Source organism: Curtobacterium sp. VKM Ac-2861, assembly GCF_013204965.1.
Lineage (GTDB): Bacteria > Actinomycetota > Actinomycetes > Actinomycetales > Microbacteriaceae > Curtobacterium.
In genome coordinates this window covers 109865-124866 of sequence record NZ_JABMLA010000002.1, presented here as the reverse complement: position 1 = coordinate 124866, position 15002 = coordinate 109865, and the positions used below count along the sequence as shown (strand labels likewise).

General features: G+C 66.6%; 15 protein-coding genes and 1 tRNA gene. 5 read left to right on the top strand and 11 right to left on the bottom strand.

Annotation, left to right across the window (positions count from 1 at the left end; translation table 11 throughout):
• Positions 1–52 precede the first annotated feature (52 nt).
• Positions 53–1189: a galactokinase gene (galK, locus tag HQQ88_RS05365; RefSeq protein WP_173168872.1), complete on the bottom strand. Its 1137-nt coding sequence runs from the start codon at positions 1187–1189 to the stop codon at positions 53–55.
• Positions 1186–2283: a galactose-1-phosphate uridylyltransferase gene (gene galT / locus HQQ88_RS05360; RefSeq protein WP_123340927.1), complete on the bottom strand. Its 1098-nt coding sequence runs from the start codon at positions 2281–2283 to the stop codon at positions 1186–1188. The genes galK and galT overlap by 4 nt, the downstream gene beginning before the upstream one ends.
• Before the next feature lie 64 nt (positions 2284–2347).
• Here galT and HQQ88_RS05355 point away from each other — a divergent pair, with 64 nt between their 5' ends.
• The gene (locus HQQ88_RS05355) at positions 2348–3193 is read left to right on the top strand and encodes a DeoR/GlpR family DNA-binding transcription regulator (protein ID WP_173168871.1); all 846 of its coding nucleotides are present in this window, start codon (positions 2348–2350) and stop codon (positions 3191–3193) included.
• Entirely contained in the window at positions 3190–4122 is a 933-nt protein-coding gene (locus HQQ88_RS05350; protein WP_173168870.1) for an aldose 1-epimerase family protein, read from the top strand. The genes HQQ88_RS05355 and HQQ88_RS05350 overlap by 4 nt, the downstream gene beginning before the upstream one ends.
• On the opposite strand, the gene HQQ88_RS05345 is transcribed toward HQQ88_RS05350, so the two are convergent.
• The 6 genes from HQQ88_RS05345 to HQQ88_RS05320 all read right to left on the bottom strand — a co-directional run bounded on the left by HQQ88_RS05345 (position 4119) and on the right by HQQ88_RS05320 (position 8902).
• The gene (locus HQQ88_RS05345) at positions 4119–6191 is read right to left on the bottom strand and encodes an Eco57I restriction-modification methylase domain-containing protein (RefSeq protein ID WP_173168869.1); all 2073 of its coding nucleotides are present in this window, start codon (positions 6189–6191) and stop codon (positions 4119–4121) included. The genes HQQ88_RS05350 and HQQ88_RS05345 overlap by 4 nt on opposite strands.
• 98 nt (positions 6192–6289) lie before the next feature.
• On the bottom strand, positions 6290–7264 hold the full coding sequence (locus tag HQQ88_RS05340) for a nucleotidyltransferase domain-containing protein (RefSeq protein WP_173168868.1): 975 nt from the start codon (positions 7262–7264) through the stop codon (positions 6290–6292).
• Positions 7265–7332: 68 nt separating this feature from the next.
• The gene (locus HQQ88_RS05335) at positions 7333–7653 is read right to left on the bottom strand and encodes a hypothetical protein (RefSeq protein WP_111085292.1); all 321 of its coding nucleotides are present in this window, start codon (positions 7651–7653) and stop codon (positions 7333–7335) included.
• Positions 7654–7823: 170 nt separating this feature from the next.
• Positions 7824–8573, bottom strand: coding sequence for an SGNH/GDSL hydrolase family protein (locus HQQ88_RS05330; protein WP_173168867.1), 750 nt, complete (start codon positions 8571–8573; stop codon positions 7824–7826).
• A 41-nt stretch (positions 8574–8614) separates the two neighbouring features.
• A tRNA-Lys gene (locus HQQ88_RS05325) sits at positions 8615–8687 on the bottom strand.
• A gap of 53 nt (positions 8688–8740) precedes the next feature.
• On the bottom strand, positions 8741–8902 hold the full coding sequence (locus HQQ88_RS05320; protein WP_146249745.1) for a DUF2207 domain-containing protein: 162 nt from the start codon (positions 8900–8902) through the stop codon (positions 8741–8743).
• A 126-nt stretch (positions 8903–9028) separates the two neighbouring features.
• Between HQQ88_RS05320 and HQQ88_RS05315 the strand changes: the two genes are divergently transcribed.
• The 3 genes from HQQ88_RS05315 (at position 9029) to HQQ88_RS05305 (ending at position 11818) form a co-directional block, all read left to right on the top strand.
• Positions 9029–9658 (top strand): DNA-directed RNA polymerase subunit beta, encoded by a 630-nt coding sequence (locus tag HQQ88_RS05315; RefSeq protein ID WP_173168866.1) that lies wholly within the window; start codon positions 9029–9031, stop codon positions 9656–9658.
• Between the two features lie 694 nt (positions 9659–10352).
• Positions 10353–10952 (top strand): ECF RNA polymerase sigma factor SigK, encoded by a 600-nt coding sequence (gene sigK / locus HQQ88_RS05310; RefSeq protein ID WP_123340923.1) that lies wholly within the window; start codon positions 10353–10355, stop codon positions 10950–10952.
• Positions 10949–11818 (top strand): anti-sigma factor, encoded by an 870-nt coding sequence (locus tag HQQ88_RS05305; protein WP_173168865.1) that lies wholly within the window; start codon positions 10949–10951, stop codon positions 11816–11818. Before sigK ends, HQQ88_RS05305 begins: the two co-directional genes overlap by 4 nt.
• A gap of 278 nt (positions 11819–12096) precedes the next feature.
• Here the strand turns inward: HQQ88_RS05305 and pstB are convergent, their stop codons facing one another.
• From pstB to pstC, 3 genes are read right to left on the bottom strand one after another with little or no spacing between them, the layout of a single operon-like run.
• Complete coding sequence (pstB, locus tag HQQ88_RS05300) at positions 12097–12876, bottom strand: phosphate ABC transporter ATP-binding protein PstB (protein ID WP_123293274.1); 780 nt, start codon at positions 12874–12876, stop codon at positions 12097–12099.
• Between the two features lie 34 nt (positions 12877–12910).
• Positions 12911–13996, bottom strand: coding sequence for a phosphate ABC transporter permease PstA (gene pstA / locus HQQ88_RS05295; RefSeq protein ID WP_173168864.1), 1086 nt, complete (start codon positions 13994–13996; stop codon positions 12911–12913).
• Between the two features lie 13 nt (positions 13997–14009).
• Positions 14010–14960 (bottom strand): phosphate ABC transporter permease subunit PstC, encoded by a 951-nt coding sequence (pstC, locus tag HQQ88_RS05290; protein ID WP_111085280.1) that lies wholly within the window; start codon positions 14958–14960, stop codon positions 14010–14012.
• Between the last annotated feature and the right edge of the window lie 42 nt (positions 14961–15002).

The window sequence follows — 15002 nt, the reverse complement described above, 5'->3', positions numbered from 1 at the left end:
GGGCCGTGCGCCGCGTGACGTGTCGGTGAGCGCGAAACTCCGCCGGTCAGGCTCAGTCGCGGCGGGCGCCCTGCGCGGCGTGCACCGTGAAGACGTTCGGCTCGCGGTACCCGGCGGCTGCGAAGGCGGCGGTGACGGCCTCGGTGATCGCGCCACGGGCCTCCCGGTCGACCAGCGCGATCGCCGCACCACCGAACCCACCACCGGTCATCCGCGCACCGACGGCGCCGTGCTCGACGGCGGTCGCGACGGCCAGGTCGAGCTCCGGCACGGAGATCTCGAAGTCGTCGCGCATCGACTCGTGCGACGCGACGAGCAGCGAGCCGATCGCCCGCGGGCCCTGTTCGCGCAGCGTCCGGACGGTGTCGAGGACTCGTTGGTCCTCGGTCACGACGTGGCGCACGCGGCGGAAGGTCTCGTCGTCGAGCAGCTCCTGCGCACGGGGCAGGTCATCGACGCTCAGGTCACGCAGGGCCTCGACACCGAGCACCTGCGCACCCTTCTCGCACGAGGCCCGACGAGCTGCGTACCCACCGGTGGCGTGGGCGTGCTCGACCCGGGTGTCGATGACCAGGACCTCGAGCCCGTTGGCCTCGAGCGCCAGGTCGACCACGGCGGTGTCGAGCGTGCGGCAGTCCAGGAACACGACGGCGTCCTGCTCGCCGAGCAGTGACGCGGACTGGTCCATGATGCCCGTCGGTGCGCCGACGGCGTGGTTCTCGGAGTACTGCCCCACGCGGGCGAGGGTCTTGCGGTCGAGCCCGAGCTCCCACAGGTCGTTGAAGGCGAGCGCGACGCCGCACTCGATCGCGGCGCTGGACGACAGGCCGGCCCCGACGGGGACGTCGGACTCGATGAAGACGTCGAACCCGGTCTTGTCGGACAGGTCCGCGCCGGCCTGCTCGCGGAGTGCCCAGGCGATGCCGAAGACGTACGCCGACCAGCCGGTCATGTTCGACGGGTCGAGGTCGTCGAGCGACAGTTCGAGCACCGTGTCGGCGTCGAACGCGGACGAGACGCGCAGCACACGGTCCGGCCGCGGGGCGATCGACGCGGTGGTGCGCCGGTCGATCGCGAACGGCAGGACGTACCCGTCGTTGTAGTCGGTGTGCTCACCGATCAGGTTGACCCGGCCGGGGGCGGAGTACCGCACCGCCGGCTCGTACCCGTAGACCTGCTGGAACGTCATGCTCGCTCGATTCCCTGTCGGATGAACTCGGCTGCCTTCTCGGGCACGAGGTCCCCGATCCAGGCACCCATGGCGGCTTCACTGCCGGCCAGGAACTTCAACTTGTCCGCCGCCCGACGTGGCGACGTGATCTGCAGCATGAGCCGCACGGTGTCCCGCCCGACGTGCACCGGCGCCTGGTGCCACGCGGCGATGTACGGGGTCGGGTCGCCGTAGAGCTCGTCGATGCCCCGCGTCAGGCGCAGGTGCATGTGGGCCAGTTCGTCCTTCTCGGCTTCGGTCAGGCCGGCGAAGTCGGGGACGTGGCGGTGCGGCAGCATGTGGATCTCGATGGGCCAGCGTGCGGCGAACGGCACGAAGGCCGTGAAGTGCTCGCCCTGCAGGACGACCCGGTCCGAGGCCCGCTCGTTCGCCAGGTGCTGTTCGAACAGGTCCGGCCCGAAGCGCTCGATGGAGTCGAGCAGACGCTGCGTGCGGGGCGTGACGTACGGGTACGAGTAGATCTGCCCGTGCGGGTGGTGCAGCGTGACGCCGATCGCTTCGCCGCGGTTCTCGAACGGGAACACCTGCTGGATGCCGGGCATGGCGGAGAGCGCGGCGGTGCGGTCCGCCCAGGCCTCGACCACGGTGCGGGCACGCGACTCGGAGATCGACGCGAAGGACCCCTCGGTCGCGGGCGAGAAGCACACGACCTCGCACCGGCCGACGCTGCGGAGCTGCCGGTTCAGGCCGACGTCGGACAAGGACTGGAGCGAGGACGGAGCGTCATCGGCCTCGAGCAGCGGACCGAACGACGGTGACCGGTTCTCGAACACGGCGACGTCGTAGGTGCTCGGGATCTCGGACGGGTTCTGCGGTGTCTGCGGCGCGAGCGGGTCCTGGTCGGCCGGCGGCAGGAACGCACGGTTCTGCCGGCTCGCGGCGATGGAGACCCACTCGCCGGTCAGGACGTCCTGGCGCATCCGCGCGGTCTCGGGCCGAGGGTCGAGCGCACGCTCGTCGATGGCACGCTCAGCGGGCAGGGTGCTGTCCGCATCGTCGAAGTAGAACAGGTCGCGGCCGTCCGCGAGCTTCGTCACGCGCTTGGTGATCACCGGAACAGCCTAGCGCCGATCCGAAGCGTTGCGAAAGACTTCGGAAGCAAGCGAAACTAGAGCCGTGACCGACGACGACCTCTCCTTCCTGGCCGGATCGCTGCCCGCGCCGCTGCGGCAGGACCGCATCGTCTCCATCGTCGAGGGCGCGCCCGGCATGGTCCGGACCGCCGCGCTGGCCGCGTCGCTCGGCACGAGTGAGGTGACGGTCCGGCAGGACCTCGCGGTCCTCGACCAGGAGGCCCGGATCCGCCGGGTGCACGGCGGAGCGGTCCGCCTCGGGGCCGGGTCCACCGAGCGCCCCTTCGAGGAGACCGCCGTCGAGCACCAGGTGGCCAAGGCCGCCATCGGCCGCGCGGCCGCAGCGCTCGTGCGGTCCGGCGAGTGCGTCGTGCTCGACGTCGGCACCACCCCGGCAGCGGTCGCCGAGGCGCTCGTCGCCCGCACGGAGCTGTCCGACCTCACCGTCGTCACGAACTCGCTGACTACCGCGCTGGCCCTCGAGCGCGCCGTGCCGCGGTTCACGGTGATCGTCACGGGCGGCACCCTCCGACCGCTCCAGCACTCGCTCGTCGCACCGTTCAACAACACCCTGTTGCCGGTGATCGCCGCTGACGTCGTGTTCCTCGGTGGCACCGGTGTCGACGTCGCGCACGGTCTGACCAACGTCAACCTGCCCGAGACCGAGGCGAAGCGGGTGCTCGCGGCCACGGCTCGGCGTACCGTCGTCGTCGCGGACGGGTCGAAGTTCGGCCGGGCCCACATCGGGGTCGTCCGCGCGCTCGAGGACATCGACGTCGTCGTCACCGCCGAGGCCGAAGCCGACGCGGTCGCCACGATCCGGGCGGCCGGCGTCGAGGTCGTCGTCGCGGACGGCGAGGACACAGCCGGAAGGAACCACACCCCATGACCGCAGCACCCACCGGTGGCCAGTACCGCCTGCACCACGCCGGACCGGACGGCGTCGTCGAGGCCGTCGTGACCGAGGTCGCCGCCGGCATCCGAGAACTCCGCGTCGCCGGCTTCGACCTGACCGAGCCGTTCCCCGTCACCGAGCAGCCGCCCGGCGCCAACGGCATCGTGCTCGTACCGTGGCCGAACCGCGTCGCCGGCGGGGTCTGGGAACTCGACGGCAAGCGGCAGCAGCTGGACGTCTCGGAGCCGAAGTACGGCAACGCGTCGCACGGCCTGCTCCGCTTCGCGCCGTACCGTGTGGTGTCGCAGACCGAGACGGGGATCGTGCAGGAAGCCACGATCCACCCGCAGCACGGCTGGCCGTTCACGCTCGAGACCCGAGTGCACCACGAGCTCGTCGACGACGGCATCCGGGTGACGCACGAGATCACGAACCGTTCCGGGGCCCGCGCACCCTTCGCGGTGGGGGCGCACCCGTACCTGCGCGCCGGTGACACCCCGGCCGACGACCTCGTCGTCACGCTCGACGCCGCCACCGCCTTCACCGTCGACGAGCAGAAGGTGCCGAACGGGTCCGTGTCGGTGGAGGGCACTTCGTTCGACCTGCGACGGGGACTGCGTGCCGGTGACGCGGATCTCGACACCGCGTACTCCGACATCACCCCGGATGCCGACGGGGTCCGTCACACGACGCTGCACGGCCCCGAGGGTGACGGCGTGCAGCTCTGGCAGGACGCGTCGTTCCCGTACGTGCAGGTGTTCACCTCTCGGGAGTACCCCCGCGGCGACGGGAAGGGTCTGGCCGTGGCGGTCGAGCCGATGACCGCTCCGGCCAACGCACTGAACTCCGGTGAGGGCCTGCGCTGGCTCGAGCCCGATGAGACCTGGACCGGCTCCTGGGGCATCCGCCGCGTCTGGTCCTAATTCCTGAATTCCTCGAGTTTGAACGGTAGTGCTCCCACTTCGCGAGGCTCAAGCTTCAACAAATTTTTACCATAACTGCGTCCGTAAGCGGATAGCACGCTGGTCGCGAGATCTAACAGCACTGAATGAGCATCATCGATGTCTAGGGCTTGGTCCAAGAGCCCGGATATCGGCTTCGGGTAAAGTCCGAGGTAGTTGTTGAGGTGGACGGCCTTAGAAAGGTTCCGAATGAAACGTGGCCGCGAAGAATCTTGCTTCGCCATGTAGACGAACAGCAATGGAGCGACCCTTACACTTTGTTGTTTCCATGGAATGGCCCGCCTTGATACCAGTGCTCGACTCCCCACCTTCCGGCTGACATCGGCCAGATAGTCCGCGAAAAGGGGCGATTCCTCAGCAATTTCCGAGAGAGACAGCTCTGTGTCAATTAGCCATTTGCTGTCCGAAGGAATCGGTATTCCCGACTCAGTCGCTTTGATCAGCCCGTTAGGGATGGCGCGCGCGCGAGGTACCATTGGGCGGACCCAATCTGGGCGCACCCCCAGCCGCAGCAATTGCTCGTCCGATAGGATGAAAAGACTATTTGCCCCGGTAGCGACGCCCCTGGAGACGTCGAAAAAGTCACTTACTACGTGATTTGTTGTGGAAGCAGGCAGGGTAATGTTCGCAAAGGACCATCTGTCGCCGCGTTGAAGTTGGCTGATGGGAAGTCGTCTTCGATCCGTTGGAGAGGCTGCGGAGCCACCTTGACTCACGGTGACCTCTCCTTCAGGCCGGGGAGACTCCTTGCGATAGATAATCACAGTGGTCGATGTGAGAGCATTATCGAAGAGGAGTTCGGCGGCGTCATAAGTGTGGAGACGGAGAAGGGAGACTGTCTTTGATAAATAATCGCGCAATGCACGACCGTACCGCGTTACCATGAACTCCGACGGCACAATCCAAGCTGCAATCGCTCCCGCGCGGAGCCACGCATGAGCGCGGAGGATGAAGTAGAGGTAGAGATCCGACCGAGCCGAGATATTCAGGTCGAGCTCGCTGCTCAGTTTGGTCCTTACATGCTGAAGGTCAGCGCTTACAAGTTGAGACCGACGATATGGAGGATTCGCCAGGAGCATCGTCCACGCGTGCTCCTGTGGGGGGGTCCGCAGGAAGTCCGCGACTAGGACATTTGTTCCTTGTCGAGACCATTTCCGCTGAAGTAGACGCGCCGATGTCGCGTCGAGTTCTACAAGCTGAGCAGAGTTGAGGCGGTCGATACCGACCGCCCTTCGCGCGGCTGCGAACAGCACTCCGTTTCCGGCGGCCGGCTCACCGAAGTCAACAAGGCCGTCACGGGCAAGGAAGCGTTCCGCGAGCATCGCGACGTCGAGGGCAAGCTCTGGCGGGGTTGCGATGGCACTTCGCAGTCGCTGACGGGCTCTGCTCCCTTCAACATCGCTGCCGGTGATTGCGGTCAACTCGTCGTCGGACCAGAAGGCTAGTTGAGTATCTGGGGATACAGTCAGCGACTGCAAACCGCTATCCCCGCGGACTGCACCTACCGGGCTCCGGCCCTGGAGGTGGAGTCGTTCGCCGATTGCCGACACCAAAAGCAACCGCGCTTCCTCGCTCAGATCAGCGAATGGCAGAGGCGCGATTTTGAACCTGTCAAAAAGCTCATCGGTGATTTCGTGGGCTGGCTGAGTGAGCGCGACGCCGTAGACATGTTTCGATGACGACTGCGCGCGCGCTTCCCGGCTTGAACCGTAGAGCAACAGGCTGGTTTCGAACTCCAGCTGCCACGGGAATTCGCGGAGGACGCGGAGGGCTCTTGCGGCAAAGGGGCTGGCCTCGCCAGCGTATAAGGTGAAATGTAGAAAACTGGTTGGGAAATCTGGTTTATAGCTAAGAAGCTCGAGTGGTTCCGATGTACTCGCGATAACAAGCGTCGAAATCGCAGGTTCATTAAGGTCGTCAAACGAAGTTGCGTTCTCGAGGGTGAAGGCGAGAGTTCCTGAAGCAGTCTCGTCTACCGGCCAGAAATTGCGAGGTCCCCGAGGGGCATGACGAAGCGTTAAGTGAGGCAAGGATGTACTCGATGGCTGGAGTAGTCGGCGGAGAATTTCTAACTCTGCTGAAGGGCTGCCCTCGGCCAGGAATGCAAGCTGAACGGAACGTGGCACTGCTACACGACCAGCGAACGAAGGAATTTGCCGTCCCCAACGGCGTCGATCTCGCGGATAATCTGGTAGAGACGTTCAGTGTAACTCTGCGCGCGGTCGAACATTTCCTTGCGTGACGTCGGGTGTTCCAAGCTCTGCTGCAGATCCTCCGTCGGTTTGGCCGTCTGCTCCAGGAACCACGCGTACTCTTCGAGGGCATCGTCGACCGTGGACGCTGAGGAAGGAATGTCGCTAGCTACCATCTCTAGACGCTGCCGCGGAGATGCTGAGACAATCGCTCTGATTGCATCTTTCGTCACTGGCTCCTGCGCGCTTCCGATTGCTGCGATCGTCGCAAAGCAAGTTGTGGCTCGACTGTACTTCAGCTTGAAATTCTTGACTCGACTCTTCACAAGGACAGCTTGAGGTGCGTCATTACGCCTATTTTCGTAATTCAGAAGAAGCGTCTTCCAGAACCGCATGATGTCGTTCAGTAAGAACCACGGTCGGAAGGCATCCTCATGCCGAGGGTAGTCACGGTAATAGGTCTCAATAATGGAGTCGAGGATGCTCGAATACTCTTCTTCGCCATAAAGAGCACGGCTCTCCAGAAGCAGCAGCATTCGACTCGTGAAGTAATTTCGATGGTCATCCTCCGGACTGCCGAGATTCTTCAGCATATCCTTGAGCAGGTGTGACTGCAAAAATTCAGCGTCATTCGAAAGTGCCGGATACTCGAGTTCTTCGACAATGTCGATTAAGCGCCCGAATAGCCGATATTCGTTGGTTCTACGGGTGCCGTGTGGGTCATCATCGTTATATGTGAAAAATAGGTCGACATCGGAATGGCGACTTGCCTCGAGACGCCCGTAAGAGCCAACCGTGAAGATTGCGAGTCCTGGTAGCTGGATTCCAGCTATTCGATCGGATATTGCTTGCTTGAGTTCGGTATTGCGCTCCTGCGAGTACGCAGCCCGCTCTTCAAAAATCTCGTTCACTCGCCCTCCCGAGGCCTCTGTGTAGAAGATTACACAGAGAGCGACTGGGTGCGGTGTTGATGGCTGAGTCAGCCGCGGCGCATACGGAGTGCCTCGACCGCGAGGGACTCGCTGGCGTACCGGCCGACCTCGTGCGCCCAGGCCGGGTCGTCTCCGCGCAGGGCGATGAAGTCCTTGCGTTGCCGGCAGACGTAGCCGAGCACCGCGGTGGCCGTCGCGACCTCGATGAAGTCCTTGCGGATGTGCCGGGTCGTGACCTGCGCGTTGCGACGGAGCGTGTCGAGCAGGAGCTCGTTGCTCATCGTCGTGTTGGTCGCTGCGGCGAGCTCGACGATGCGGCGCGCGTCCCCGGTGCTGCTGGTCTGCGTGGCTTCGATGGGCTCGATCACGGTGTACCCCGTTCGTTCGTGGTGATGCGGTGCTGCAGGATCCGGTGATCGGATCCGGGAACGACACTATCGGCGGCAGCCCAACAGCCGGCTGTGCGCGGGCTGATGTGTGCAGGGGATCTGCCATGAGCCAGCTGGGGACGACTTGTACCCCGAACACGAGCCCGAGGTCAGGCGCAGCGTTCGTCGTCGGAGGCAGCGAGCGCGTCGAGGGAGTCCGAGACCCGGTCCGCCAGGTACTGGTAGCCGGCGTCGTTGAGGTGTCCGCCGTCGATCGCCGCGTAGCCCGGGCTGTTCGCCGCGGTGAACCACTGCCCGGCGAGCGCGTCGATGTACGGCACGCCCGCTGCCGCCGCCCCCGCGGAGACCGAGGAGGCGACCCCGACCGTCGACTTCGCCCACGGCAACGGCGCTGACGGCCCGAGCGCGACGACGACGGCGTCCGGCCAGGTCTGTTCGGCGTCGCGGAGGGTCTTCTCGACGCGGGCCTGCAGGACCGACGCGTCGACGAGCCAGTCGTTCTGGCTGCCCTGCACGATGACGAGCTCGGGATCGACGGTCGCGGCGTGCCGTTCGAGGCGGGGGCCGAACGTGTAGTGCGAGGACCCGGTGCGGCCGGTGTCGACGTAGCCCGTCCCCGGGTAGCCGTCGATCGTGGCCTTCCAGTCCCGGTCGGCCGCGAGGTCCTGTGCCCACCCGTCGATGCCGCTGGTCGAGCCGCGGCCGGAGGTGTACGAGTCGCCGACGATCAACACGTGCGAGCCGGGGGCGATCGCGTCGGAGACCTCGGCGGAGGAGACGCTCGACGACGTCGTGACGGGCTGGCAAGCACTCGACACGGTCGGCAGGATGACGAGCAGCCCGCTCACGCCGAGAGCCATAGCTCCGAGCGCGATGCCGGGGAGGAGTCGTCGTGCCATCCGCCACATCTTAGACAACGGGACCGGAACGGCAGCTGAGGTGGGCCCCGTGGGGCTCGAACCCACGACCCTCGGATTAAAAGTCCGGTGCTCTACCAACTGAGCTAGAGGCCCTCACCCGCAAGGCTAGCGGGTGAGGGCCTCTGGGAAGAACCTGGTGTCGAGGGTCAGCCGCGACGCCCGGTGAGCGTCCGCAGCAGCCACAGGACGACGGCCACGATGAGCAGCACGATGCCGACCCACAGCAGGAACTTGAGGCTCGCGGTGAAGCCACCGACGAACAGCAGGATGACCGCGATGACGGCCAGGATGATGAGCAACGGGTTCATGGGGGAGTCCTCTCCTTCACGTTCGGGAGGAGCGCCTCCCGACGAGACACCGTACCCGCGGCGCTGCCGTTGCGTTCTGGGCGAACGGAGGGCGGGCGTGTCACCGGCCGTGCCTACACTGACGCGGTGCCTCGCGATCACCACCGTCCTGTCCACTTCACCGATGCTGAGTTCGCCGCGATCCAGGGCGGTGAGGACCCGGCAGTCGTGAACCGTGTCGCGCACGAGACCGCGAACGCGCTGCTGCACCGGGTGCGTCAGGACCCGGACCCCGCGGTGGTGGAGCGGCTCGTCACCTACACGGACGTGCACGGCATCGACGCGATCGCCGAACTCTGGGCACGGGTGGGTGCGCACACCCTGCCGGGTGCCCTGTGGCGGGTGTACCTCGTCCGCACGGTGATCCGGCAGAACCCGGAGGAGATCGCGTACTTCTTCCAGCGGGGCACCGAGCGCATCGGCACGATCGACCAGGCGGTCGCGGGGGCGGAGCAGCCGACCGGTCCTGCCGAGATCCTCACCCTGGCGGACCGCATCCTGCACGGGCTGTACACGGGCGACTTCGCCGTGGCGCTCGACCGTGGGGCGGCGTTCTGCCGGCTGACCGCGGCCGGTGCGACTGCCGTGGCGGACGACTCCGACCTGACCGCGACCGGCCGCGCGAGCGAACTGACGCGGCGGGCGCTCCGTCTCACGGAGCTGGCGGCCGACCTGACCGAGGCGGCGGCGCTCTGGCGTCGCGAGAGCCTGGACTAGCGAGCGAACGCGCCGGACCCGCACCGGGCCTCCCGGCTGGCTGCGCATGGTGAGCAGAAGATGTCGGGTCGCAACGATGCAAGCGACCATTTCTGCTCACGAAGCGAGACGAGACGAAGCGAGACCGGACCGAACGCAAGACGGCAGAGAAAGACCGGGCCGCAGAAGCGCCTCTCGGCGCGAGGCCGCTCGAAGCGGCGAATTTTGGAGCCCGGGGCTTGCTGCGGCCCGGCGAGACCAACTCTACGACGCGTCGGCTGAGTCTGCTGCCCTGTTCACTCTCGGTGGACAGATCCGGACCCGGGCGTGCCCGGCAGACGGCCCGGACGCGGCGTCCCGACAACTTCTCGGCATCCGATCCAATCCACCACGGGCACCGCGCCGAATCATCAGCGTGACGGACTTGATGACCGTCACGAACGCGAGAGGCCCGGCGTGACCCGGACCGGTATCCGCCGGTCAATTCCCTGTGGGTCACGCTGGCCTCTCGTCTCCGCACGACGCGGCGGCTTCGTCCTACCCGGGGCGGGACCGCAGCACAGCTCCAACCGCAGCACAGCACCACCGCAGCACAGCACCACCGCAGCACAGCACCACCGCAGCACAGCACCACCAGCACCACCGCATCACGCAGCACCCCTGACAGAACGGCCACAACCGGTCGCCGACGCACCCGAGAGGAGGGAAACCTGCAATGCTTGCCCTCGTGGATAGCGACACCGAACGCTGGAGCTCGTCAGAGCCAGCCCAGGCATCGCCGGACGACCTCTTGGCGCGGGTTGCCTCCGGTGACCAAGCCGCCTTCGCGGACCTCTACGACGCCCTCTCCGGCCGGGTCCTCGGACTCGTGACGCGGCTCCTCCGGGACCGCGCCCAGTCCGAAGAGGTCACGCAAGAGGTCTTCCTCGAAGTCTGGCAACAAGCCACCCGGTTCGACCGGAAGCGCGGGACCGCCTCCAGCTGGGTCCTGACCATGGCGCACCGCCGAGCGGTGGACCGGGTCCGGGCGTCGCAGGCCTCGCACGACCGGGACACGAAGATCGGTATCCGCGACCTCGAGTCCGGTTTCGACCAGGTCTCCGAGTCGGTCGAGATCCGCATCGAACACGAACGTGTCGGCAGGGCCCTGGCCAAGCTGACCGAGTTCCAGCGGCAGGCCGTGCAGCTCGCGTACTACGGAGGCTTCTCGCACAGCGAGATGGCCGAACAACTCGGTGTCCCCATCGGCACCGTCAAGACCCGTCTCCGTGACGGGATGATCCGACTCCGAGACGAGATGGGGGTGACCTCATGACCGAACGACACGACGACCCCGCCCTGCTGACGGGTTCCTACGCACTCGACGCGCTGTCCGACGATGAGCGCATGCTCCTCGAGGACGTCCTCACGACGTCGCCCGAACTCCAGGCCGAGGCCGACTCGCTGCGCGAGACCGCGCTGCAGCTGGCCTTCGCTGCCGCTCCGATCGAGCCGCCGACGTCGCTCCGCGCGTCGCTGCTGGCCCAGATCGCGACGACCCCGCAGGCTGCACCACTGGCCGAGACGGCTCCTGCCGTCGACACGACCTCCGTCCAGGAGGCCCGTCCCGAGCCCGCCAGGCACGTCGCCTCGATCGCCGACGGCTCCACCACCGGTGGCCGGGCGACCTCCGAGGCTCGCCGCCGCTGGTTCCAGCGTCCGGCAGCCATGCTCACCAGTGCGGCTGCGGTCGCCGTGGTCTTCCTCGGTGTCGGCCTGGGGGTCGGCGTCGCGAACGGTCCGGCCGACGGACCGGGCACCGGCACCACGCAGGCATCGAGCGGCCTCGACCGCATCTACGCCGCGTCGGACTTCCAACGCAGCACCACCAAGGTCGAGGGCGGCGGCACGGCCACGGTCGTGTGGTCGAGCGACCTCGGCAAGTCCGCGGTGATCCTCGACGGTGTCGCCCAGGCGCCGAAGGGCAAGACGTACGAGCTCTGGTACATCGGCTCCGAGAACGAGGGCGGCACGATCAAGTCGGCTGGCCTGGTCGACGGTGTCGCCGACGGCGTGCACTCGGCCGTGCTGAAGGGCTCGATGTCCGACGGTGCGACGATCGGCATGACGGTCGAGCCGGCCGGTGGTTCGGAGCAGCCGACCACGACGCCGATCATGGCGGTCCCGACCACCTCGGCCTGACCCTCCCCGGAAGGTGCTCACGCGATCGATGCGTGGGCACCTTTCGTCGTTCCACGAGGCGATCGACGCGTGGATCGTCGGAACATGCGCACGCACCGTCTGCGTGCGCATCGAGCGACGAACCACGAGACGATCGACGCGTGGATCGTCGGAACATGCGCACGCACGCACCCCGCACGGCCCCCGCGCCCAGCGCAACCACGAAGGCCCGGTGCGCGTCCGTGGCGGACGTGCACCGGGCCTCCCGGTCGTCCGTCAGCACGACGGACGGACAGCGATCAACCGAAGCGACCCGAGACGTAGTCCTCGGTGGCCTGGACGGACGGGTTCGAGAACATCGTGGCGGTGTCGTCGAACTCGATGAGCTTGCCCGGCGCACCGGTGCCGGCGATGTTGAAGAACGCCGTCTTGTCGCTGACGCGCGACGCCTGCTGCATGTTGTGCGTGACGATGACGATCGTGAACTCCTTCTTGAGCTCGCCGATCAGGTCCTCGATGGCCAGGGTGGAGATCGGGTCGAGCGCCGAGCAGGGCTCGTCCATCAGCAGCACGTCGGGCTGCACCGCGATGGCACGGGCGATGCAGAGACGCTGCTGCTGCCCACCGGACAGGCCCATGCCGGGCTTGTCGAGGCGGTCCTTGACCTCGTTCCACAGGTTCGCACCCTGCAGGGAGCGCTCGACGATGTCGTCGGCCTCGGACTTCGAGACGCGCTTGTTGTTGAGCTTCACGCCCGCGAGCACGTTGTCCTTGATGGACATCGTCGGGAACGGGTTCGGACGCTGGAAGACCATGCCGACCTGGCGACGCACGAGCACCGGGTCGACCCCGGGGCCGTACAGGTCGTCGCCGTCGATCTTGACCGAGCCCTCGACCCATGCGCCGGGGATGACCTCGTGCATGCGGTTCAGGGTGCGGAGGAAGGTGGACTTGCCGCAGCCGGACGGGCCGATGAAGGCGGTGACGGTGCGGGGCTCGATGGTGATGTCGACACCCTCGACCGCCTTGAACTTCGAGTAGTAGACGTTGAGGCCGTCGACCTCGATGCGCTTGGACACGTTGATCCTTCTGGTGGGTGGGGAAGTGGGTTCGCTAGCGCGAGAGCTTGGGGGCGAAGAGTCGGGTGACGAACCGGGCGAGCAGGTTGAGCGCCATCACGATGAGGATGAGCACCAGCGCGGCGGTCCAGGCACGGTCGACGAACGGCTGCGGGTTGGCGCCCTGCTGCGAGTACTGCGTGTACGCGTACACCGGCAGGGTCATCATCGGGTCCTTGAACAGGTCGTAGTTCATGCTCGCGGTGAAGCCGGCGGTGACGAGCAGCGGAGCCGTCTCGCCGATGACGCGGGCGATGGAGAGCATGACGCCGGTGGTGATGCCGGCGAGCGACGTGGGCAGGACGACCTTGAGGATCGTGAGGTACTTCGGCACCCCGAGGGCGTAGGACGCTTCGCGGAGCTCCATCGGCACGATCTTCAGCACCTCTTCGGTGGAGCGCACGACGATCGGGATCATCAGCACCGACAGGGCGACGGAGCCGACCAGGCCGAAGCGGGCACCAGGGCCGAGGAACAGCGCGAACAGCGAGTACGCGAACAGACCGGCGACGATCGAGGGGATGCCCGTCATGACGTCGACGAAGAACGTGATGCCCTTCGCCAGCGCGCCGCGGCCGTACTCGACCAGGTAGATCGAGGTGAGCAGCCCGATCGGCACCGAGATGAGCGCCGCGAACAGGGTGATCTCGAGCGTGCCGACCAGCGCGTGGATCGCGCCGCCACCCTCGGAGATCACGCCGCGCATCGAGTACGAGAAGAAGTTCGCGTCGAAGCGGGCCAGGCCGTCGGCGATCACGGTCCAGAGCAGCGACACCAGCGGCAGGACCGCGATGACGAAGGCGGTGATGACGAGCGACGTGACCAGTCGGTTGACGGCCTGACGACCGCCCTCGACGATGCGCGAGACGACCACGATCAGGACGTCGAACAGGACGGTGCCGAGGAACAGCGCGGCGACGACGTTGAAGTCCTTGACCGCACCGCCGGCGTTGAGCAGGGCGAACACGGCCACCAGGGCGACCCAGCTGCCGACCAGCAGCAGCCACGGCACCGAGCGGTGCAGCTTGCCGTTGGCGTAGACGTTGCCGGCGGTGCCGGTGTGACGGAGCGCGAGGGACATCGGGTGCGACCTCTCAGCTGACCCGCGTGCGGACGATGTACCGCGCGAGCATGTTGATGACCAGGGTGATGACGAACAGGATCAGGCCCGTCGCGATCAGGGCGTTCAGGGCGGTCCCCGATGCCTCGGCGAACTGCAGCGCGATGTTCGCGGCGATCGTCGAGGGGTTCTGCGAGGTCAGCATCTGGAAGGTGACGTTCGTCGAGACCGACAGCACCAGGGCGATCGCCATCGTCTCGCCCAGGGCACGTCCGAGCCCGAGCATGATCGCGGAGACGATGCCGGACTTCGCGAACGGCAGCACGGACAGGCGGATCATCTCCCAGCGCGTCGCACCGAGGGCCAGGGCGGCTTCCTCGTTGAGCGTGGGCGCCTGCAGGAAGATCTCGCGCATGACGGCCGTCATGATCGGGATCGCCATCACGGCGAGGACGATCGATGCGGTCAGGATGGTACGGCCGGTGCCGGACACCTGGCCGGAGAAGAGCGGGAACCAGCCGAGGTACTCGTTCAGGAAGCCGTAGAACGGCTTCACGAACGGCGCCAGCACCACGATGCCCCAGAGGCCGTAGACGACCGACGGGACCGCGGCGAGCAGGTCGATGACGTAGCCGAGCACCGGCGCGAGGCGTCGCGGTGCGTAGTGCGAGATGAACAGGGCGATGCCGAGTGCGAGCGGGACCGCGATCACGAGCGCGATGAGCGCGGACCAGACGGTGCCGAAGACCAAGGGGCCGACGTAGTCCCAGAAGTTCGTGGCGTTGTTCGGCAGGTCGCCGACCTTGGCGGCGAACGCCGGGATGCTCTGCCAGACGAGGAACGCCGCGACGAGCACGAGCACGAAGAGGATGAGGCCGCCGGCGATCACCGAGGCAGCGGAGAACACCCGGTCACCGACGCGGACGACGGCCTTCGGCTTGGTCGGGGTGACGGTGGCCCCTGGCTGGGCCGGTGCGGTCGTCATGGGACTCCTGTCGGAGGAACGCCGGGGGAGGCGACGGGTTCG

Coding starts and splice junctions, on each gene's coding strand:
- galK (WP_173168872.1), bottom strand. CDS start 1,189: ATGACGTTCCAGCAGGTCTACGGGTACGAGCCGGCGGTGCGGTACTCC.
- HQQ88_RS05305 (WP_173168865.1), top strand. CDS start 10,949: ATGACCGAACGACACGACGACCCCGCCCTGCTGACGGGTTCCTACGCA.
- HQQ88_RS05350 (WP_173168870.1), top strand. CDS start 3,190: ATGACCGCAGCACCCACCGGTGGCCAGTACCGCCTGCACCACGCCGGA.
- pstA (WP_173168864.1), bottom strand. CDS start 13,996: ATGTCCCTCGCGCTCCGTCACACCGGCACCGCCGGCAACGTCTACGCC.
- HQQ88_RS05320 (WP_146249745.1), bottom strand. CDS start 8,902: ATGAACCCGTTGCTCATCATCCTGGCCGTCATCGCGGTCATCCTGCTG.
- sigK (WP_123340923.1), top strand. CDS start 10,353: ATGCTTGCCCTCGTGGATAGCGACACCGAACGCTGGAGCTCGTCAGAG.
- pstC (WP_111085280.1), bottom strand. CDS start 14,960: ATGACGACCGCACCGGCCCAGCCAGGGGCCACCGTCACCCCGACCAAG.
- HQQ88_RS05330 (WP_173168867.1), bottom strand. CDS start 8,573: ATGGCACGACGACTCCTCCCCGGCATCGCGCTCGGAGCTATGGCTCTC.